Annotated in this window: 19 protein-coding genes; 18 read left to right on the top strand and 1 reads right to left on the bottom strand. The window is 37.9% G+C overall.

Going from position 1 to position 23,114, the window contains the following annotated elements:
- The first annotated feature begins 44 nt into the window (after nt 1-44).
- The 15 genes from BR73_RS0115615 to BR73_RS0115545 all read left to right on the top strand — a co-directional run bounded on the left by BR73_RS0115615 (nt 45) and on the right by BR73_RS0115545 (nt 17,336).
- Entirely contained in the window at nt 45-926 is an 882-nt protein-coding gene (locus tag BR73_RS0115615; RefSeq protein WP_033166292.1) for a cation diffusion facilitator family transporter, read from the top strand.
- A gap of 207 nt (nt 927-1,133) precedes the next feature.
- Nucleotides 1,134-1,718: a hypothetical protein gene (locus BR73_RS0115610; RefSeq protein ID WP_033166291.1), complete on the top strand. Its 585-nt coding sequence runs from the start codon at nt 1,134-1,136 to the stop codon at nt 1,716-1,718.
- Between the two features lie 460 nt (nt 1,719-2,178).
- The gene (locus tag BR73_RS0115605) at nt 2,179-3,198 is read left to right on the top strand and encodes a LacI family DNA-binding transcriptional regulator (RefSeq protein ID WP_033166290.1); all 1,020 of its coding nucleotides are present in this window, start codon (nt 2,179-2,181) and stop codon (nt 3,196-3,198) included.
- A gap of 451 nt (nt 3,199-3,649) precedes the next feature.
- Entirely contained in the window at nt 3,650-4,693 is a 1,044-nt protein-coding gene (locus tag BR73_RS0115600; RefSeq protein WP_033166289.1) for a sulfate ABC transporter substrate-binding protein, read from the top strand.
- 27 nt (nt 4,694-4,720) lie between these two features.
- A complete protein-coding gene (gene cysT, locus BR73_RS0115595) occupies nt 4,721-5,551 on the top strand; it encodes a sulfate ABC transporter permease subunit CysT (protein ID WP_033166288.1) in 831 nt (276 codons plus the stop codon).
- 14 nt (nt 5,552-5,565) lie between these two features.
- Entirely contained in the window at nt 5,566-6,393 is an 828-nt protein-coding gene (gene cysW / locus BR73_RS0115590) for a sulfate ABC transporter permease subunit CysW (protein WP_033166287.1), read from the top strand.
- A gap of 1 nt (nt 6,394) precedes the next feature.
- Nucleotides 6,395-7,456, top strand: coding sequence for an ABC transporter ATP-binding protein (locus BR73_RS0115585; RefSeq protein WP_033166286.1), 1,062 nt, complete (start codon nt 6,395-6,397; stop codon nt 7,454-7,456).
- A gap of 81 nt (nt 7,457-7,537) precedes the next feature.
- On the top strand, nt 7,538-9,343 hold the full coding sequence (locus BR73_RS0115580) for an adenylyl-sulfate reductase subunit alpha (RefSeq protein WP_033166285.1): 1,806 nt from the start codon (nt 7,538-7,540) through the stop codon (nt 9,341-9,343).
- Nucleotides 9,324-9,638, top strand: coding sequence for a 4Fe-4S binding protein (locus BR73_RS0115575; protein WP_033166284.1), 315 nt, complete (start codon nt 9,324-9,326; stop codon nt 9,636-9,638). The genes BR73_RS0115580 and BR73_RS0115575 overlap by 20 nt, the downstream gene beginning before the upstream one ends.
- A 27-nt stretch (nt 9,639-9,665) precedes the next feature.
- Entirely contained in the window at nt 9,666-10,565 is a 900-nt protein-coding gene (gene cysD / locus BR73_RS0115570; protein WP_033166283.1) for a sulfate adenylyltransferase subunit CysD, read from the top strand.
- A complete protein-coding gene (locus tag BR73_RS0115565) occupies nt 10,566-12,269 on the top strand; it encodes a GTP-binding protein (protein ID WP_051685231.1) in 1,704 nt (567 codons plus the stop codon).
- A gap of 484 nt (nt 12,270-12,753) precedes the next feature.
- Nucleotides 12,754-13,665: an ATP-binding cassette domain-containing protein gene (locus BR73_RS0115560; RefSeq protein WP_033166282.1), complete on the top strand. Its 912-nt coding sequence runs from the start codon at nt 12,754-12,756 to the stop codon at nt 13,663-13,665.
- A 22-nt stretch (nt 13,666-13,687) separates the two neighbouring features.
- A complete protein-coding gene (locus BR73_RS0115555; protein WP_033166281.1) occupies nt 13,688-14,596 on the top strand; it encodes an ABC transporter permease in 909 nt (302 codons plus the stop codon).
- A gap of 210 nt (nt 14,597-14,806) precedes the next feature.
- Nucleotides 14,807-16,519 (top strand): M3 family oligoendopeptidase, encoded by a 1,713-nt coding sequence (locus BR73_RS0115550; protein ID WP_033166280.1) that lies wholly within the window; start codon nt 14,807-14,809, stop codon nt 16,517-16,519.
- Nucleotides 16,520-16,541: 22 nt separating this feature from the next.
- Nucleotides 16,542-17,336: a hypothetical protein gene (locus BR73_RS0115545; protein WP_033167506.1), complete on the top strand. Its 795-nt coding sequence runs from the start codon at nt 16,542-16,544 to the stop codon at nt 17,334-17,336.
- A 132-nt stretch (nt 17,337-17,468) separates the two neighbouring features.
- Here the strand turns inward: BR73_RS0115545 and BR73_RS0115540 are convergent, their stop codons facing one another.
- Entirely contained in the window at nt 17,469-19,091 is a 1,623-nt protein-coding gene (locus tag BR73_RS0115540; RefSeq protein ID WP_033166279.1) for a glycoside hydrolase family 43 protein, read from the bottom strand.
- A 694-nt stretch (nt 19,092-19,785) separates the two neighbouring features.
- Between BR73_RS0115540 and BR73_RS0115535 the strand changes: the two genes are divergently transcribed.
- The 3 genes from BR73_RS0115535 to BR73_RS0115525 all read left to right on the top strand — a co-directional run bounded on the left by BR73_RS0115535 (nt 19,786) and on the right by BR73_RS0115525 (nt 23,079).
- Nucleotides 19,786-20,820 (top strand): NADH:flavin oxidoreductase, encoded by a 1,035-nt coding sequence (locus BR73_RS0115535; protein WP_033166278.1) that lies wholly within the window; start codon nt 19,786-19,788, stop codon nt 20,818-20,820.
- 586 nt (nt 20,821-21,406) lie between these two features.
- Nucleotides 21,407-21,820, top strand: coding sequence for a cupin domain-containing protein (locus tag BR73_RS0115530; protein ID WP_347463448.1), 414 nt, complete (start codon nt 21,407-21,409; stop codon nt 21,818-21,820).
- 89 nt (nt 21,821-21,909) lie between these two features.
- Nucleotides 21,910-23,079 (top strand): iron-containing alcohol dehydrogenase, encoded by a 1,170-nt coding sequence (locus BR73_RS0115525; protein ID WP_033166277.1) that lies wholly within the window; start codon nt 21,910-21,912, stop codon nt 23,077-23,079.
- Nucleotides 23,080-23,114: the final 35 nt, after the last annotated feature.

The raw sequence follows: 23,114 nt of genomic DNA, 5'->3' as shown, positions 1-23,114 counted from the left end.
TGGATTTTTTCTACCTATACATAATAAACAGAGAGGAATAATCCATGGAAAAGAATAAGTTTAAAAGGGTTCAAAGATGCCTTTTTCTAATACTCCTGATAAACTGGCTGGTTGCATTACTGAAGATTCTGATAGGTGCAATTTCAAGAAGCACAAGTGTGACAGCGGACGGACTCCATTCACTTTCCGATGGTATGTCTAATATTGTAGGGCTGATTGGAACAGGTATGGCAGCGAAACCAGAAGACAGAGAGCATCCTTATGGTCATAATAAATATGAGACTCTCTCCGGATTATTTATTGCAGTTATGCTCTTTTGGGTAGGCTTAAGAGTTCTTATAAATGCTATACAGGTATTAAGAAATCCTATAAAGCCTGAGATTTCTCTTTTAAGCCTTCTGGTATTATTTCTCACCTTGGTGATCAACTTTTTTGTGTCAATGGGTGAATATAGAGAAGGCAGGAAACTCGGCAGCTTGATTCTTATTTCAGATTCTATTCATACCAGAAGTGACATTTACATTTCTCTCGGCGTTTTATTTACCGCTGTTGGTATAAAGCTTGGGTTGCCTAATATTATTGATCCCATTCTTTCACTTATTGTATCCGGCTTTATCTTATATAGTGCATATGAAGTAGGAAAGAATAACTGTAACATTCTTCTTGACAGGGTAGTGGTAGATACAGAGGAAATCAGAAAAATCGTAATGAGTTTTGAAGAAGTGAAAGACACTCACAAGATACGAAGCAGGGGAAGTATTGAGAATCTGTATATTGATATGCATATACTGGTGGAACCCTGTCTGAATATACTAGAGACCCACAAACTGGTTCACGAGATAGAAAATGCCATTAGATCTCATATGAATCAGAGCGCACAGGTAAATGTACATCTTGAACCCTATATAGCAGAAAATACTTATTAAACTTTTATAAAAAACAAATGATCAAGTGAATTAATATTTTATCAACTACTCAGCGCATTTGTTGTAAAATGTGAAAATATTTGACAAACGATAACTATTGAGATAGTATACATTTATTACAATATTAATGTAAATGTTACTTCAACTACACCTAGTACCGATGAAAAAAATCATATAGGTAAGGTATTGATAAAAAGGAGAGAGATTATGGTTAGAAAATTTAAAATTTTATCTATATCTTTTAGTATTTTGGCATTGGTAATGGTTTTTAATTTTAACAGAAATAATGAAGAAATTAATGAAAATTCATTTAATATTAATGTAACTAAAGATAATAATGTAATCGGAAATAAAAGCAATATATCTGCAGTATATGTTGATGGTTATAACACTTTAAATGAATTAGCAGCAGCATCTGGTTTAGTTGTCAAAGGAACTGCAGGATCAGTAATTGAATATAGAAAATTAGGTACGGTTACTGAATTTAATATTGAAGAAAGTGTACAAGGTACTGATAATAAGGTTATTAAAATAATTCAACTTAATGATAGTAAACTAATCGAAACAGGAAAAGAATATGTTCTGGTGTTAGATAAAGACAATGAAAATAACACATATAATATTTTGGGTGGAAATCAAGGAATATTTGAAGAGAGTAATGGAAAAATAATTACTTATAATGATTCATATGATGAAATCATAGATATCTCAGAAAGCAAGAGCAATAACAAGATTTCTGAGGATAACTTGTATCAAGTATTGGATATTTTTTCAAAGTATATAAATAATTAAAAAATATTGAATAGGATTGATTTCTAATATATAAAAGATTCTTAGTAAGGAACCTTTTTTTGTAAATTTTAGAATATAGTTTAATCAAATTATTTATTAATCTTTTTCTTATAATTTCTACTCTTATACTTATTCTCTATAACTGAAGCAGTTAAAGAGAATGGCTTCAAGCCAAATAAGTCTTTTATATAATTAACGAACAGTTAATGAACATTCAAAAAAATATTCCAAAACTAAACTGATAATTAATTCTGTGGTCTGTGTAATTGCATAATAATTGTTAAAAAACTTAAATACCTTATGCTGATACAATTCTCTATATTCATATTGACATTATAGGATATATTGTATATAATCTCGAATAACATAATTCAATGATTTCATGTCTAATCTGTAAGCTGTTTATATAATATAATAAATACAAAATATTTGCTAGCTGTTATAGAGGAGGTCTTTCATTATGACATTAAAGGAAATTGCCAAGCGTGCAGGGGTATCAGTTTCCACCGTTTCCCGTATTATAAATTCAGAAGATGGTAATTTTGCACGTAAGGAAATACGCGATAAAGTGTGGGAGATCATCAGGGAGACGGAATATGTCCCTAATCAGACAGCCATCGAGCTAAAGCAGAACAAAAATAGTAAAGTAAAAGTACCGTTAACAATAACCTGTATCCTTGGAAGAACCAGGAATTTAGAAGATAATCCATTCTTTGCGCAGGTTGCCCGGGCTGTTGAGCAAAAAGCCCTCAGCTTAGGTTATGTGGTTTCTTTATCCTATTCAGTGTTGGATATAACCAATCTGGACCTGCTCAAGAAAATTGAATCTGTAAAAACAGATGGTGCAATTGTTATTGGACGTTTTGAAATGGGAACGATTAAATTCTTGAAATCCCATTATAAAAACATCGTTTATGTTGGCCGTAATGTAATAGATGCCGATCTGGATCAGGTAATTTGTGATGGTTATGAAGCGACCCGTGAGGCCCTTAATTACTTGATCCAATGCGGACATAAAAGAATAGGTTATATCGGTGAGACGGTTAATGAAGCCCGCTATAATGCATACATAAATATTGCGTCAAAAAAGAAGCTGGAATATGACAACAGTATCGTCTGTTCCTGTCCCCAGAACGGAGCCGGTGGATATCAAGGTGCAGATATGCTATTAAAGAAAGCGAAACCATTACCCACCGCAGTATTCTGCGCTACAGACGTTACAGCAATTGCAGCGATCCGCCGTTTTACAGAAGCAGGAATAAAGATTCCAGACGATATATCTGTTATCGGTATGGATGATATTGAGCTTGCAGGATATGTGTCGCCAATGCTGACCACCATTGGAATGCCCAAATCCGAATTGGGTAATATTGCTGTGCAGACACTTGTCAACCGCATTAATAAAAATCATAAATTGCCCATGAAAATATTTCTTCCCTATAAATTAGCAATCAGAGAGAGTGTTGCAAAGCATATTTAAGAACGAGCACAAAGCTTGTATATACGACATTGCAGTTCTTTCCAATTATCGTAACCATGGTTTGGCCAAATATATGATACAACGTGCTTTAACAATAGCTAAACAAAAGCTTTTCACCTATGACTTAAAAATTATAAAACGATTTACATAAATAAGGTTAATGCTAATACATATTTTCATTTTAAAACAAAAAAAGCGGATTCTAAGCTATTATATAGTTTAGAGTCTGCTTTTTTGTCGTCACTTAGATTTTAAAATGCAGGATTTATGCATGTTAACAGCTACGCAAACGTTTTACCTATTTAGTGTTGCATAACTATTACTTCTAAAGTATAATCATAAATCATAGTAATCATATATGAATTAAAAATTTATTTTGGTCAGAAGCTGTTGTCTTTGACTTATCAGCAATAGTCAATAGCAGGCTTCATGAAGGAGGAAAGGAGTATTTATGAAAATCAGAAAACTGTTTACTTTCGGATTAACAATGGCATTAGTAACGGGGGTATTGGCCGGTTGTGGCGACAAGAGTAAGGATGCGGATGCATCAAGTTCAAAATCAGTGGAAATTACTAATGTATCTTACGATCCTACCAGAGAGTTTTATGAAGCCTATAACAAAGAATTCGCAAAATACTGGAAAGATAAGACCGGACAGGAGGTTACAGTAGTGCCATCCCATGGAGGCTCCGGAAAGCAGGCGCGTTCTGTTATTGAAGGTAATGAAGCAGATGTTGTTACCCTGGCACTGGGCTATGATATTACTGCTATAGAAGAAGCCGGACTTATTGAAGCCGGATGGCAGAGTGAATTTGAAAATAATAGTTCTCCTTATACTTCGACTATAGTATTCCTGGTTCGCAAAGACAATCCAAAACAAATAAATGATTGGGATGACCTGATAAGAGAGGACGTTAAAATTATCACTCCCAATCCTAAGACCTCCGGTGGTGCCAGATGGAATTACCTGGCTGCCTGGGGATATGCTGATAAAACCTATAACCACGATGAAACACAGATAAAGGATTACATTAAGAAGCTTTTCCAGAACGTATTGGTACTGGATTCCGGTGCCAGAGGTGCAACCACTACTTTTGTTGAAAATGGTCAGGGCGATGTACTCTTAGCCTGGGAAAATGAAGCTTACCTTTCTATTAAGGAACATCCCGAGGAATATGAAATTATTACACCAAGCATAAGCATCCTGGCAGAACCTCCTGTAGCCCTTGTGGATAAGGTGGTAGATGACAGAGGAACAAGAGAAGTTGCTACAGCTTACCTTGAATATCTGTATTCTGATGCAGGACAGAAGCTGGCAGGAGAGAACTATTACAGACCTACGAATCCAGAAATATTAAAGGAATTCAAAGATGTTTTCAACCTTGATCTGGAACTGTTAACTATTGATGACTCGTTATTCGGTGGTTGGAAGCAGGCACAGGAAAAACATTTTGACGACGGTGGAATATTTGATCAAATATATACCGGTGAATGATAAATTTAAATGGAGGCCTTAAGACCTATGAAACGTCGTAAAAGAAAGCAGGTAATCCCTGGATTTGGAATTTCTATGGGAGTCACCTTAACCTTACTCAGCTTAGTTGTACTGATTCCAATGGCTTCACTGGTACTTAATGCCTCTACAATGGGAATACATACTTTTCTCGATACGGTTACGGACAAACGAATTGTCTCCGGTTATGTAGTAAGCTTTTCCTGTTCCCTTATTGCCGCAATTATCAATGCTGTTTTTGGTGTGATATTAGCCTGGGTACTTGTGCGGTATGAATTTCCCTTTAAGAGATTGATAGACGGGCTTATTGAACTTCCCTTTGCTCTGCCAACAGCTGTTGCCGGTATCGCCCTTACCACCCTTTATTCCGACAAAGGAATAATAGGAAAACTTCTGGGAGTATTGGGAATAAAGGTCTCTTATACCAAGCTTGGAATCATTGTTGCTATGGTATTTATAGGAATACCTTTTGTAGTAAGAACCATACAGCCGGTACTTGAAGATCTGGACCCCCAGTACGAAGAAGCAGCCAATGTTCTAGGAGCCAGCAAAGCGAAAATATTTTTTCGTATAGTATTTCCGGAGATCAGACCGGCACTGCTTACGGGGTTTGGTCTTGCTTTTGCAAGAGCTGTAGGGGAATACGGCAGCGTTGTCTTTATAGCAGGAAACATACCCTTTAAGACAGAAATCGCTCCGCTCCTGATAATGAGTAAATTAGAGCAGTTCAACTATGACGGTGCGAATGCCATAGCCTTAGTGATGCTGGCGGTTTCCTTTATTATCTTATTTGCCATTAACTCAGTGCAGGTATATGCCAATAAATTCACCAGGGAATAGAAAGGAGCCGTCATATGCAAAAAACTCAGCAGAAGGAATCAAAGTTCATACCGATTTTTCTGATTACCATAAGTATTCTGTTCTTGATTATTATGTTAATCATGCCCTTGGTGGTTGTAATTACGGAAGCCTTAAGAAGCGGTATTGAAGTATATAAGAAGGCAGTATTTGATACCTATACCATTAAGGCTCTTCTCTTAACTTTGGAGGCCACTTTGGCTGCAGTGGCAGTAAATACAGTATTTGGACTGTTTGCAGCCTGGACAGTAACGAAATATCAATTCAGGAAGAAAAAACTGCTAACAACTTTAATAGACATTCCCTTTGCAATTTCCCCTATCATTGCAGGCCTGATATTTATTCTTACCTTTGGGCGAATCGGATGGACTCATGGCATACTGACAGCTCTGGATATCAAAATTGTCTTTGCAGTTCCAGGAGTTATCCTTGGTACCGTTTTCGTAACCTTTCCCTTTATATCAAGAGAGATTATACCGGTTCTTAATGCACAGGGCTCTGATCAGGAAGAAGCTGCAGCCATTATGGGAGCAGGAGCCTTTCGTATCTTTCGCAGGATTACCTTTCCACAGATCAAATGGGCATTTCTATATGGAGTTGTATTATGTACTGCCCGGGCAATGGGGGAATTCGGAGCAGTATCTGTCCTCTCGGGACATTTAAGGGGCAAGACGATAACCTTACCCCTGCAGGTTGAAATATTCTTCAGCGAATTTAACTTTACCGCAGCTTTTGCTGTATCCTCAATACTGGTAATTTTAGCGGTAATCATATTAATTATCAGAAATATTCTGGAATATAAAATGAAGAAGGCGGGTGTCTGAAATGCATGTAGAAATGAAAAACATAAATAAAACCTTCGGTGATTTTAAAGCCTCCGATAATATCAGCTTCGGCATTGAGAAGGGTAAGCTTATCGGTTTACTTGGTCCCAGCGGAAGCGGAAAGACAACCATTCTTCGTATGCTGGCAGGTCTTGAATATCCGGACTCCGGTGATATCTTTATCAACGGCAGCCGTGTCAATGATCTGCCGGCCAGTAAAAGGGGTATCGGTTTCGTATTTCAGAATTATGCCTTATTTCGTTACATGACGGTACATGACAATATTGCCTTCGGTCTTGAGATTCAGAAGAAGAATAAGAAGGAATGCAAGGAAAGGGTGGAGGAATTACTGTCACTCATCGGACTTGAGGGGTTAGGTAATCGTTATCCCCACCAGCTCTCCGGCGGACAGAAGCAAAGAGTTGCTTTTGCAAGAGCTCTGGCACCCAATCCTCAGCTGCTTTTGTTAGATGAACCCTTTGCAGCCATTGATGCCAAGGTAAGGCAGGAACTTAGAAGCTGGCTGAAAGAGACTATCAACAAGGTTGGCATAACAAGTATCTTTGTTACCCATGACCAGGATGAAGCCATCGAAGTAGCTGATGAAATAATTATAACAAACAAAGGAAGAATCGAACAAAAAGGTTCTCCTCTGGATATTTATCGTAATCCCGAAACCCTCTTTGTAGCAGAGTTTGTAGGTCAGTCATCACTCTTAGATGATTACAGCAAACTCATCGGCTTCGAAGGAGCACAGAGTGGTTCAAAAGCCATAATCCGTCCGGAATTTATAAAAGTCAGCAGAAAAGAAGAAGCTCTTCTCTATCCGAATTCCGTAGAAGGTGGGATTGTTGAGAAAGTTTCCTTTCGTGGAAGCTACTCAGAAATAAAGATAAGAGTGAAGGATTATCAGCTCACCGCCACCAGATCCTTAGAGGAAGTTCCATTAAGTCCGGGGGAAGAGGTAAATGTACTGATTTACCGTTTGTTTACCTTTGGTGAGCAAGGCAGTCTGGTTTTGGAAAACAAAGCAATAGAAGATAAGAACCCTATCTATATATAACATTTTCTAGTTCTTGTTTTGACCATATCTTGGCGGGGGTACAGATTGAAGGGACTTTGATAAATATTCACGGAGGATTTCATGAGAAAAGAATTAAAGCTAAAACAGCTTACTACAGATATATTGATAATCGGCGGAGGAACCGCAGGCTGTTATGCAGCTCTTACCGTCAGGGAACATTCCGATGCCACCGTTCTTATAGCGGAAAAAGCGAATATCAAACGCAGCGGATGTCTGGCAGCCGGTGTAAATGCCATCAATGCCTATATTGTGAAAGACAGAACACCGGAAGACTATGTAGATTATGCTAAAAAAGATGCGGACAATATTGTCAGGGAAGATCTCTTGCTTACCATGTCCCAGGGGCTTAACAGGGTTACTAAGAGGCTTGAGGACCTTGGACTTATCATACTTAAGGATGAGCAGGGGGAATATGTAGCCAGAGGTAACCGAAACATTAAAATAAACGGAGAAAATATCAAACCAATTCTGGCAGATGCCGTTAGCAGCCTGGAAGATGTTGAAATATTAAACCGGGTAAATGTTACGGATTATATTATAAAGGATAACCGGATTCTTGGGGCTTTTGCTTTTAGTATAGATAAGGAAATATTCTATGAAATAAGAGCTGATAAGGTTATTTGTGCAACAGGTGGTGCCGCAGGATTATATCGGCCTAATAATCCCGGATTCTCAAGACATAAGATGTGGTATCCTCCCTTTAATACCGGCGCCGGATATGCTATGGGAATACGTGCCGGAGCAGAGATGACAACCTTTGAAATGAGATTCATTGCCTTGAGATGTAAGGATACTATCGCTCCTACAGGAACCATCGCACAAGGCGTAGGTGCCAGACAGGTGAATTCATTAGGAGAAATTTATGAAACAAAATACGGAATTACAACCTCTGAACGTGTATACGGTACGGTGAAGGAGAATCTTGAAGGCAGAGGTCCTTGTTATCTCAGAACGGAAGGAATCACCTCCGTACAGGATGATGAACTCAAAAAAGCCTACCTTAACATGGCCCCCAGCCAGACCTTAAAGTGGATAGAGGCCGGGAAAAACCCCAGTCAGCAAAATGTAGAAATCGAAGGAACCGAACCCTATATTGTAGGCGGGCATACGGCCAGTGGGTACTGGGTGGATACAAAGAGACGTACTACCATAGAAGGCTTATACGCCGCAGGAGATGTGGCCGGCGGATGTCCTCAGAAATATGTAACCGGTGCTTTGGTGGAAGGGGAAATTGCTGCTCTGGCAGCACTTGAGGATAGAAAAGAAGAGGAAAAAGCCAGGAAATCTACGGCTGCAGTCACAACAGAAAAACATTTTCAAGGGACTGAACAGGATATATTAACTAAAAACAGTCCATTTAATTCCTGTTCTTCCTTCAATAGCTATGAAACCTCGGAAGAACTTCATCCTGCAAATGAAAAACTTCAAGAGCTGGAAGCCATCTTAAATTATGAAAATCCTGTCTTTACAATAGAGCAACTGGAGGAAGCCATGCAAAAGGTAATGGATACTTATGCCGGTGGTATATCAAATAACTATCAGTTCAATGAGAAACAGCTTGCCATTGCAGACGAGAAAATAGACCAGCTTATTGAGCTTAGCAGTCATATCCATGCAGAGGATATGCATGAATTAATGTTTGCCTATGAGTTAAAGGAGCGGCTGGTGCTTGCGAAATCCGTCATAGCTCACTTAAGTGCAAGAAAAGAAACCAGATGGCACAGTTTTGCAGAGAACCTGGATTATCCGGATAAGAAGGATGAATGGCTGAAATATGTGAATTCCAGACTGGTTGACGGCGAACTTAAAATAATCTACAGAGAATTAGTAGGACGGGAGGATATATATGAGCATAGCCATTCGTAAAGAGAGCTGCACCGGCTGCAGAAAATGTATGCAGGTATGTCCCGGAAGTCTGATTAAACTGACAGAGGATAAAAAAGCCTATATCAAATATCCCAAAGACTGCTGGGGATGTTCCTCCTGCTTAAAGGAATGCAGCTTTGGGGCTATATCCTTTTATCTTGGTGCAGACATAGGTGGCATGGGCAGCAAGCTGCTTACCAGTATTGAAGGAGATATCGTCCACTGGCAAATCGAGAAGACTAACGGTGACCTCTCTGTAATTGATGTAAACCGTAAAGATTCCAACCAATATTAAGGCAAAGAGAAACAGGAGGATATACAGATGAGTGAATTAACACATCTTGATGAGTTAGAAGCTGAAGCAATCTTTTGTATCAGAGAGGTTGCAGCAGAATGTGAGAAACCGGTAATGTTATATTCCATCGGCAAAGACAGCTCGGTAATGTTGCATCTTGCCATGAAGGCATTTTATCCGGAGAAGCCCCCGTTTCCTTTTATGCACATCGATACCACCTGGAAGTTCAGGGAAATGACAGAGTTTCGCGATCGTAAAGCAAAGGAGCTGGGTATTGAAATGATCGTACACAGCAACCAGGAGGGTATTGACCAGGGAATCAATCCCTTTGAGCATGGTTCCGCTTACACAGATATCATGAAGACACAGGCTTTAAAGCAGGGTTTGAAGAAATACGGCTTTACGGCAGCTTTTGGCGGCGGACGCCGCGATGAAGAAAAGTCCCGTGCAAAGGAGAGAATCTTTTCTTTTCGAAATGAAGCCCAGGCCTGGGATCCTAAGAATCAGCGCCCTGAAATGTGGAAGCTCTATAACACTAAGATCAACAAAGGTGAGAGCATGCGTGTTTTCCCTATATCCAACTGGACGGAAAAGGATATTTGGCAGTACATACAGCGTGAAAATATTGATATCGTATCCCTTTATTATGCCAAAGAACGCCCTGTAGTCTACCGCGACGGCAATATTATTATGGTAGATGATGACCGTTTAAAGCTATTGCCGGGAGAACAGGTAGAATATAAAACCGTACGTTTTCGTACCCTTGGGTGCTATCCCTTAACTGGTGGTTGTGAATCAACAGCTGTTACATTGGATGAAATCATAGATGAAACCTTGAGTGCCGTTTCCTCAGAAAGAACCAGCAGAGTGATAGACAATGAGGCTGCCGGCAGCATGGAGAGAAGAAAAAGGGAGGGATATTTCTAGATGAAGGGCTTATTAAAGTTTATTACCTGCGGAAGCGTGGATGACGGAAAATCTACTCTTATCGGACATATATTATACGATTCCAAGCTCTTATATACGGATCAGGAAAAAGCGCTGGAATTAGATTCCAAGGTAGGCAGCAGGGAAGGCGCAATCGATTATTCCCTCCTTCTAGACGGGCTGATGGCGGAAAGGGAACAGGGTATTACTATTGATGTTGCCTATCGTTACTTTACCACTGACAACCGCAGCTTTATTGTTGCAGATACCCCCGGCCATGAGGAATATACAAGAAATATGGCTGTTGGTGCTTCCTTTGCAGATTTATCAATTATTTTAGTGGATGCGAAGCAGGGTGTTCTTGTACAGACCAGAAGACATGCCAGAATCTGTTCCTTAATGGGTATCAGACATTTCGTATTTGCTGTAAACAAAATGGATTTAATTCGCTATAGCAAAGAACGCTTTGAGGAGATTGCAGCTGAAATCAAGCAATTAACCTCCGAGCTTTCTCTTGAGAATGTTAAGATAATACCTATTTCTGCCACGGAGGGAGATAACCTTACCAAGAATTCAAAGAATATAACCTGGTATACAGAGGAACCTCTGCTTACCTATCTTGAAAATGTAGACACTGTAAATTCAGCCGAAGAAGATGGCTTTTATATGCCTGTTCAGAGAGTGTGCAGGCCTAATCATACCTTTCGTGGTTTTCAGGGACAGATTGAAGCCGGTACCATTAAGGTCGGTGATGAGCTGATCACACTTCCAAGCAATGAAAAGGCTATTGTCAAGAGCATTCATATTACTGACAGGGAAGCAGACCAGGCAATCAAAGGGCAGCCGGTTACCATTCAGCTTAATAAAGAAGTAGATGTATCAAGAGGCTGTGTATTAACAAAGAATGCAGGCCTTACCACCAGCAAAACACTGACAGCTACCCTTTTATGGATGGACGATGCAGAACTTACTCCGGATAAGAATTACTTTGTAAAAATCGGCACAAAATTAATACCTGGTGTAGTTACCGGTATCCGTTATAAAATAGATGTTAATTCCGGCGAACATAAGCCTGCTGCCCTTTTAAAGAAAAATGAGATTGCAGTATGTGACATCGTTCTTGCGGAGAAAATTGTTGCTGATAGATTCCATGCCCATAAAACTTTGGGAGAATTAATATTAATAGACCGCATTACAAATATGACATCTGCCTGCGGTGTAATAGAAGAACTTGATAAAGAAAGCAATTCAATTGAAGACAGTGCGACTTTTATATATGAGAATATTAGGGCAAGAGGAGATATCTTCGAGGAATTCTATTATAACCTGGAAAGCCTTAACATATCAAAGTTAAAACCTGAAAACAGGTTATACACCTTGGGAGATGTTATTCCGGTTAAAGGTGAAAGCTATCATTATCCCGAAAACTTCGATATCCTTGTGCTTCGCGACTGGACTGTTATTAAGATCAGAGACTCTAAAATAGAAGCAATTAAGTCCATAGATGATTTCCATTTTTCCGGTGTCCCTCTAATTAACGGCAGAGGTTTCTCCATTCAGGCAACAACGGCTGAAGAAGCAGAACAATTCTTAAAGGAATATAAGGCTTCAGAAGGTAAAAACGAGCTGGAATTTACTAAAAAGTGGATTGTATTTGAAACCTACAGAAGTATTGTCTTTAACAGTAATTTCTGGGTTATTTAATCTCATTAGGAGAATGTTAATCTGTCAAAATAGTATATTTTTTAAAGATAATGACATGAATTATATGGAGTTATCATACTTAATAACATATTAATCTATACTCATTTTCAACCGGTTCTGTACTGTTAAGTGAATCATCAAGGTTCTCTTAAGAGTACAAAGGACCGGTTATTTTTACTTTACACTAACCACCATTTTGTTTTTGCATTGGGATTATTTTCTCTTATCTATAGCATGTCATCCATACCGCAAAGCCTTGTAACCTCCGGAGTAAGAAGTGTGAAATTTATTCCTTTCCACACTAACCCATCCCGTCCTTAAACGCGTTCCAAACAAAAATCACTTTCTGATTTCCACATTACCTCTCAGCCAGCATTTTGGGCATCTTACTACCCATAAACGGTATTACACCTCTGAGCCGTTGATAATTTCATTTTCGTTAAGTACAATGAGATAAATTAAATTGAGAGGCGGAACATAACGAATGGAATCGGTTATCGAAGTAAAACATTTGAAAAAACACTTTAAAGATATCAAAGCTGTTGATGATATCAGCTTTAGGGTTTTGCAAGGTGAATTATATGGTTTTCTTGGTGTGAACGGCGCAGGTAAATCAACTACTATCAATATACTGTGCACACTATTAGACAAATTAGAAGGTGAAGTAAATATCTGCGGTTTAACATTAGGGAAGGAAGATGAAGAAATACGAAGAAAAATCGGTGTTGTCTTTCAGGAGAATTCCCTGGATGATATGATAACCATTAAAGAAAATCTGCTTATCAGAGGGAGTCTGTATCACAAGGATAATAAAATATTAAAAAGACATCTTGATTCTGTAAGTGAAATTCTTCATATCGGAGATTTACTAAACCGCCAGTTCGGTAAATTATCAGGGGGACAAAAAAGGCGTTGTGAAATTGCCAGAGCTCTTATGAACACTCCTGAAATTCTGTTTCTTGACGAACCTACTACAGGACTTGATCCTCAGACAAGGTTGAATGTATGGGAGTGTATTGAGGCCTTAAGAAGAGAGAATAAAATGACTGTATTTCTTACCACTCATTATATGGAGGAAGCTGCGAAAGCTAATCATATAGCTATTATGGAAGCAGGTCACATTGCAGCACAGGGGACCCCTTATGAATTAAAAGAGCAATTCACAAAGGATATAGTGAAGCTGTTCTCAGAAAAACCAGAGCTTGTCATTTCTTACCTCAACTCCAGAAATTATACCTTTAGATCCAAAAGCAACCATATTGAGGTGGAGGTAGAGAATACCATCAGCAGTTTAGAGCTGTTACATGATTTAAAAGACGAGTTAAATGCCTGTGAGATCCTTCAGGGCACCATGGATGACGTTTTCTTAAATATTACAGGCCGTACTTTACAATAAAGGTTCAGGAGGAGAGAAATAAATGACTTTGGTAAGATTGGTACAAAGAAATATACTGGTATATACAAGAGACCGCTCAAATGTGTTCTTTTCCCTATTGTCCATGTTGATTATCATTGGGCTTATGGCTATTTTTCTTGGGAACTTAAATGTGGAAAGCATTGTTGACCTGTTAAGTGAAACCGGTGAAAGAAATGTTGCAGCAGACAGAGAAAATGCTGAAAATTTGGTTTTATTATGGACATTAGCTGGTATAATCGTAGTAAATGCACTGACCATTACACTGGCAATGGCGGGAATTATGGTTGAAGACGAGGAGAAAAAAAGACTCCATAGCTTTTTCGTAGCTCCGGTGAGACGTTCAGTTCTTGTTCTGGGTTACATCATAGCTGCGTTTATTATGGGTGTTATCATGTGCCTGTTCACCTTAATACTGGGGGAAGGTTTTGTATTACTTACTGGAGGTACCTTATTAAGTCTGGCAAGCTTGACAGAAGTATTGTTCTTTATTATATTAATTGTATTTATGGCCTCAAGTTTAGTATTCCTTATAACAAATTTCGTCCATACTACAAGTGCTTTTGCCGGTTTGAGCACCATAATCGGTACCCTGGCGGGATTTCTGGCTGCAATTTATCTGCCGATGGGAGCATTGCCTGCATCCATCCAGAACAGTCTCAAAGTGTTTCCGCTATTACATGGCTGTTCTTTAGTACGTGAAGCTTTTACAAAAGAGATGCTTCAGGTAACCTTTGCAGGCTGTCCTGAGGAAATGATTAATGGTTATAAAGAGTATATGGGAATAAACATAAAATGGGGAGAAACTTTAATTGGTGATTCCGGAAAAATTGCTTTTTTGATAGTCAGTGGTATTGTATTTATCTTAATAGCAGCTTTTATTCAAAAAAGAAGAAATACCGTTAGCAGGTAGGAGACGCAACCATGAAAATTATTATCGAGGACTTTGTAGTGTTTTGGGATTTTACCAGGTGAGTCATAGTATTAATTATTACAATTATCTTAAACTTGGATTTTATTGCCATGTTATGCTTGTATCTCTGAAATGTAATTGGTATTATTATAAAGGGATACATACATTCATATACTAAATCCAATAAATAAATAGAGATAGGAGACAACGATGGATAAATTTACCTTTTCGGCATTACAATATGAAAGACCGGACTTTGATAAATTTGAACAGGAACTTAACCTGTTAACGGAGCAGGTGAACGGTGCTGCTTCGTATGCTGAGGTTCAAAATGCGCTTCAAAAACTAGAAGAAATAAATGCTCCTGTAGATACAATGAAAACGATTGCTTTTATTCGTAATACCCTTGATACTACTGATGAATTTTACGAGAAGGAAGTAGAATTTATTGATGAGAGGTCTGCTGAGCTTGGTACAGCTCAAACGGGACTTTTTAAAGCTCTTATTGCAAGCAGCTTTGCAGAGGATATTAACAGGGAATACGGGAAAGAGCTTTTAACCGCACTTCAAAGAAGTGTAGATCAGTTTAAAGATGAGATTATACCTTTCTTGCAGAAAGAGGGTAAACTTACTCAGCAATATCAAAAGCTCATGGCAACTGCTAAGATTCCTTTCGAAGGCCAGACTTTAAATCTGTATGGCGTACAGAAATATTTTGAAAATCCTGACAGGAATTTAAGAAAGGCTGCTTTTAAGGCTTACTCCGACTTCTATCATAGTAACGAAGAAGAGATGGAAGATATCTTTAGCCAGCTGATACAGATCAGAAATGAAATGGGAAAAGCCCTGGGTTATGAGAATTTCATTCCCTTAGGCTATAAAAAGCAGGAACGCAGTGATTACGGCGTGAAGGAAGTTGCTGCTTTCCGTGAGCAGGTAAGAAAAGAAATCGTACCTCTTTGTACGAAACTCTATGAAGCACAGAAAAAACGTATTGGTGTAGAAGAGCTTAAAGTCTTTGACGAGAAATTCATCTTCCCTGACGGAAATGCAGAACCCATCGGTGATGACGATTATCTGGTAAAAGAAGCTCAGAAGATGTACCATGATCTCAGTCCTGAAACTGCTGAATTTATTGACTTTATGATAGATCATGAATTAATGGATCTTAAGAATAAACCGGGTAAAGCATCTACCGGTTATATGACGACTCTTCCTTACTATAAAGCACCTTATGTGTTTTCCTGCTTTAACCACACTATTTTCGACATGCAGGTATTAACCCATGAGTTAGGCCATGCATTTGCCGGTTATGAAGCTATGAGAGAGCAGAAAACCTTCCTGTATCACATGGGTGGTACGGATATTGCAGAAATTCATTCCATGTCCATGGAGCAGTTCTCTTATCCTTATGCAGAGCAATTTTTCGGAGCTGCAGCGGATAAATTCCGCTTTGCACATCTTCAGGAAGCAATGACTTTTGTACCCTTTGGTGTAGCAGTGGATGAATTCCAGCATATCGTCTACGAGCATCCGGAGCTTACTCCCAAGGAAAGAACCCTGGAATGGCATAAGTTAGAAGAGAAATACATGCCCTGGCGTAAGTATGAGAATGATGAGTTTATGGAAAGAGGCGGTTTCTGGTATCATAAACTGCATATCTTCCTGTATCCTTTCTATTACATCAATTATACTCTTACCACAATGGGTGCTATGGAATTTAAGAAACGTTACCTGGAGAATAAAGAGCAGGCATGGCAGGATTATTTGAATCTCTGCAAAGCCGGCTCCAGCAAGAGCTATCTGGAATTGCTGAAAGTGGCTAACCTTTCTGTTCCTTTTGAAGAGGGTAGTGTAGCCAGGGCTATCTCCAGCGCAAAGGAAATATTGTTAAACGAAATTGAGAAGATGGAAGCAAAGTAGAAGTTTGAATAAGGAAAATAATGTGAAAAATGTATTTGTTGAAGGAATTCCCGGCAGCGGAAAGAGTACCTTGCTAGGCAAGCTTCAGGAAAGCTTGCCTGCGTATAATTTCTACCGGGAAGGAGATATATCACCTGTTGACCTGGCATGGTGTTCTTATCTGTCAATAACCCAGTATGAGAAATTGCTGAAAGAATGGCCTCAATTTAGTAGCATTATAAATGCGAATTCCGTCCGGGAAGAGGGGTATTATATCACTCCCTATACCAGAATTCATGGAGATAATCATGAGTTTTATAGTTATATGGAGAAATATGAAATTTATGGCGGTCGCAGAAACATCAATGAGTTTCATGATATTGTACAAAGAAGATACCGGAGTTTTAAAGGGGCAGGAAATATTTTTGAATGTGCCTTTTTCCAAAATATAATTGAAGAGCTGATGTTATATGCTGAATACAGTGATGATAAAATAATAGCTTTTTACAAGGAACTGGTATCAAATATCAATATTGATAATTTTCTGATAATACGTTTGCTCTGTGATGACATCAATGGAAGTCTTGAACAAATTAGAAAAGAACGTATTAATGACCAGGGAGAAGAGATTTGGTATAATCTCATGCTGGGTTATTTAAAGCAATCACCTTATGGAAAGTCTCACGGTATAAATGATTTTGAAGATATTATAAGTCATTTTAAAAGAAGAATAAAATTGGAAGAAAGAATTTTAAATGAGTTACTGCCGTATAAATTTATTGATGTGAAAAGCAAGGATTATCAACTGGATGAAATTCTCACTTTTCTGAACAGGTAAATTAACTGATCTTGTGTGACTTGTATGATAGCGATATACAGCAGTATTGATTAGAAAAATTAACTCAAGAGCAGACTGAAAATGGGCATTTTAGCCATTTTACATTTCTGTTCTTGAGTTAATATGGAATAATTACTTTTTGCTTCCCCAGACACAGACATTTTCCCCTAAGGCTGTAAAAGTCATAACAATTCTATGTTTATTTTCTGTTGCCTGTTTTATAAATTTTCCTTTATATTCAACCCCATCAATGACAATTGCCATATCGGAGGTTCCTTCTTTATAGCTCCAGGTTCCGGTTAATTCTCCTGAAACTGTACCATCATCATTTAACGAAATATTCTTATTCTCTGCAATTCCTGCTACAATGGTACCATAATCATGATAAAAGGTATTGGGAGTGTGTACTATGAACTCGTAGCTTCCAGTCATCTCTTCTTTAGAATAGCCGCCTTCTGCCAGTGTTTCCCCAGAATATTCATAGGGAGCTGCAATCAGCCAGCCATCTTCATTAACAAAAAGCTGCTGAACACGTACCTGATGTGCTTCTTTTATTCCGTTTTTTCCACCTGCAAAGCGGGTATGGTATACTAATAAAATTTTGCCATCATCGTCTGTAAAGACTGAATTATGTCCTTGTGCAACATGGGTGTCATAATTACCTGAAAACTGATAGCTTCCCATTAATCTGATACCAATTTTGGTAGTAAGATTGTTCATATTCCTTTTATATACAGCTGATTCACCGTTTTGATCCACATATGGGCCGGTAATATCTTTTGAACGGAATACCCGCATCTGATAGCCATCTTCAGCACTCAGTCCGCCATAGGATACAAAGAGGTAATAATAACCACCGGATTTCAATATGTAGGGACCTTCACCGGACACCGCATTTCCGCCTGCTATTTTATAGCCATAATATTCATCTGAAACATTCTTTTCTGTGGTATAGGTATAACTATAATCTCTTAATCCGGTCTCAGCATCTAGTTTCAGCATGTAGATTCCCCCAAACCAGGAGCCGAAACTCATCCAAAGGTTTCCTTCGTCATCATATCGCAGATTAGGATCGATTGCATTTATTTTTGTATCATTTATTGACTGATACCTGGATATGTCTGCCTTGTCACCTAAGACCTTGTAGACATCTGTTTTTTCAACGGGATGAGAGGTAGTATTAAAACCTGAATAAACAACAGCTCCAGCATACTCATAAGGCCCATCTATTTTGTCCGCTGTCAGAAGAGCAATAACGGAATTCCAGTCATCACCATTAACACTCATATAGAGACAGTATTTTTTCATTGTTTCGTTGTAAATCACATCGGGAGCCCATAAATTACCATTTAAATTCGGATTGGAATCTGTTCTGCAATAGTCTTTCCAAAGCTCACCTAATAACTTATTGTAATCTGAATTAATATTGTTCTTATACGTTGACCAGTGCATCAGATCATCACTTTTAGCCCAAGCCATATGAGAACCAAATATATAATAGCTGCCATCAGCTTTAATAACCGAAGGATCATGAACTGATACCCTGGTATAAGTAACATCGGCTATTTCTGCCGGTTCTAACTCTTCAGCTACTTGAGTAGGTGCCGGTGTTGGAGTTTGAGCTTCCGTTGTAGCCGGCTGCTGCGGTTCTTGCGTAACTGCCTCATTCACATTGTCCTTGTTCTTGCAGCCACTTAAAAGCAGTACAGAAGTAAAAATAGATATAATACTAAGTTTTAAAATTTCCTTTCTCATAGCCTTCTCCTTTGGCGTAAAGTTTCTAAATATAAACAGTAATAAGATATTGAGGGACCAATTTTAACAAATAGATGATTTGGAAGTAGCAGGGAAAATAAATCAAAAATCATTATGCAATATATAAATTATTTAATATACATGATTCTAAATTATTCAATATACTATAATGTAAAATAATTTATTAATATGTGAATTTATATTACAATCTTATTACGTATTATATATTTTACAATTAGCATATCATGAAATAGGCAATATTTCAATTGATATATTCATATAATTTATTTAAAACTAAAATAATTTATTTATAAATAAATATGATTCAATCAGATTATGAAATTATTAATGATACGACAAAGACTGGACTTTAAGGCTTGCAAATATCATAAACATACTATTTTAATCAAAAAATTATCTTTACTAAGATAGCTAAGGACGTAAATAAGTATAATTTGATGTTACGTATGCTGGGGAATTATCATTTGCGTGATAATCTTTATGTATTGTTTTCTGTTCAAAATATGATACTTCCCTTTTGGATAGTATCTGTCATGAAAGTGCGTACTACCTTTTTTTATCTGTTCATTATATAATAAATTTAATATAAGTAAGTGAGGAAAAGGTTATGTAAAATTGAATACTTACATAGAAATCATTGTTAACCAAATATATTCTTCTGGAGGAATTTCTTATGTTAAAAGTATATAACTCTCTGCAGATAAAAAATATTGTACTTAAAAATCGTATTGTAATGGCACCAATGGTGCGCTTTGGTTATACTGGTCAACAGGGAATCATGAGTGAAAAACTTCTGCAGCATTATTTAAATTATGCAGATAAAGGAATTGGACTAATTATTAGTCAGGCGCTTACTGTAACCCCTGGCGCCAAGGTATCAGATCGTGCAGGGGCTTATTCTGATGAGCATATAGGATATTTAAGGGAATTAGCCAAGGAATATCATAAAAATGATACTGTTTTTCTTGCACAGCTTGCCTTTCCGGGGTTTGGTTTTTACGATACAGAAACAGGAGATGTCAACGAACTGACTATAAATGAATTGGAGCGGATAAGGGATCAGTTCATTAATGCTGCCAGAATATGCAGGGATGCCGGATTGGATGGGATAGAATTACATGGAGCGCATACTTATTTTCTTAACATGATGGCGTCAGAGCTGGCAAATAAACGTACCGATAGATACGGTGGAGGTATAACCGGAAGATTAACATTAGTAAAAGAAATCATAGAAGGAATAAAGTCTTTCTCAGATGATAATTTTATCCTTGCATACAGGATGGGATGGGGGGAAAGCCTGGAAATTGATACAGCGACTGCTCAGGCACTGGAAGATTTGGGAATTGATCTGCTTCATGTGTCTGCCGGAATACCACAGGACAGAAGGCTCCAGCTGCCAGATGATTTCTCCTTCAATGACATTGTTTACACCGGCAGTTACGTCAAAGAACATGTCAATATTCCAGTTATCGTTGTTAATGATATAAAAACTCTGGACAGAGGCAATACACTGATAGAAAGCAATTTAACTGATTTAGTGGCATATGGAAAGCCGTTTTTAGCAGATGAAAGCTTTGTGATAAATTCATCCGGCAACCTTAATTTTAAATCATGTATGGAATGTCGTAAATGTCAATGGTTTATCGATGGAGAAAAATGTCCTGCAAGAAAGAAACCAGATAATTTAAAGAAACCCATATATCAATAAGTCTTCATATTAATATATTTTACTATTTCACTAGACAAGGATAAATAAATTGAAATAATGACAGGCATAAGAGTATTAAAAACGTAATTATTCATTCGCTGGGATAATAACTATTAGAGTCAATAAACTGACCTTAGGCTTAATGGGTGGTTAATTGGCTCTTTTTTTGAAAATCTAGCCTTTTAGTTTTTTCCTATAATCGGTAGGAGACATTCCCATTATTTTATGAAAAAGCCTTGAAAAAATAAAAGGAATCATTGATTCCTTCATCCGTCTGCTTGTTCCTATTTATCTGATTCAACCCATAGATCTTCTCCCAATTTTTAATTTAATAGTTCAAAAGTTTAGCCAAAAAGTTCATAACTAAAAAGTTACATAAAAAGTTCATTTTACTATTTTACTAAAAAGTTCATAAAAAGTTCATTTTACAGCAAACCTTACAAACCTTAAATGAAGTTCATAAAAACACTTGACCTAAAGTTAGGTTTAGGTAGTAATATACCAATATGTTATTTATACTGTTACCTCAAGAAAGATATAAGTTACAGCATGAATACATGAAAAAACTTGATTAGAGGTGATGAGATTGGCAGATTTAGAGGAATTCAAAGCAACTGCAGTATTTGCTATGGGCGACGAAAATAAAATGTTTGAGCAGTACTTTACAGGAAGAAGCTATTTGAACATGTTGTCCAAAGAAAGAGTAGGAATATTTAATGTTACTTTTGAACCGGGCTGCCGCAACAACTGGCATATACATCATAAAGGTGGTCAGATTTTATTATGTACGGCAGGCAGAGGATATTATCAGGAATGGGGTAAAGAACCCCAGGAGCTGCATCCAGGCGATGTAATCAATATTCCTCCGGAAGTAAAACACTGGCATGGGGCTGCGCCTGACAGCTGGTTTTCCCATCTTGCTATTGAAGTACCAGCAGAAGGTGCAACCAACGAATGGTTTGAAGCAGTAGAAGCAAAGGAATACAGTAAGCTAAGCTAGGCAGTGCAGATAAGAAAGAGATCTAACCATACAAATACAGACAGCTTTTTAAAAGTATTGTGAAAGAAAAAAGAAAAAAGGAGAACCTTATGAATTTAGATTTTAGATATCAGAATCCCACTACCATATATTTTGGGAAAGAAGCATTAGACAATTTAAGCATTGAGCTTAAAGCTTATGGAGATACCATTATGCTCGCCTACGGAAAAGGAGCTATCAAAAAAAGTGGGCTTTACGACCAGGTTATTTCAATTCTAAAGGAAAGCGGCAAAACCATTGTGGAATTGTCAGGTATCATGGCAAATCCAACCTATGAAAAAGTCCTGGAGGGAGCAGCGCTTGTACGAGCTCATAAGGTAGATTTGATTCTGGCGGTAGGCGGCGGATCAGTTATTGACTGTGCCAAAGCAATATCAGTCGCTGCATACTGTGAAGGTGATGCATGGGAACGTTACTGGCTGAAGTTTGAACCGGTTGATAATAAGGTTGTACCCATTGCATCAATATTAACACTTGCAGGAACCGGATCTGAGATGAACGGAGGCTCTGTAATTACCAACGAAAATATGAAACTGAAGATGGGTCGGGTATTTCCTTCAACAATGAATCCCCAATTTTCAATTCTTAATCCGGAATATACCTTTACCTTACCTGTTTATCAGATGGTAAGCGGTATTTTTGATATGATGTCCCATCTGATGGAGTCGTATTTCTCAGGCGAAGATGATGTCACTACGGATTATTTGATTGAAGGACTTCTTCGTTCCATCATCCACAGTGCTAAAATAGCAGTAAAAGACCCCAAAAACTATGAAGCCAGAAGTAATCTCATGTGGAGTTCCACCCTTGCCATGAACCCCATTATGGGACTTGGGAAGTCTCAGGACTGGGAAGTTCATATGATTGAACATCAGCTTGGAGCTTATACGGATTGTGCCCACGGTATGGGACTTGCAGCAATTTCCCTTCCGTATTACCGCTATATCTATAAATATGGTCTGGATAAGTTTGTACGTTTTGCTACACAGGTTTGGGGTGTAGCGGCAACAGGTAAAACAAAGGATACCATTGCCTTGGAAGGTATCAGTTCTATGGAAGAATTCCTGAAAGAATGTGGTATTGTAACAAATATAAAAGAACTTGGAGCTACGGAAGAAATGCTTCCTCTTATAGCAAATTCCACAGTTCTTACAGGCGGATATAAAGTTCTTACAGCTGATGAAGTATTAGAAATCTTAAAGACTGCCTATGTAGCATAACAGCTATTTCATACCATTGGATAACTACTTAAACA

Origin of the sequence: Clostridium sp. KNHs205 (genome assembly GCF_000702945.1) — a bacterium.
Classification (GTDB): domain Bacteria; phylum Bacillota; class Clostridia; order Lachnospirales; family Lachnospiraceae; genus Anaerocolumna.
This window is presented reverse-complemented; position numbering and strand designations above follow the sequence as displayed.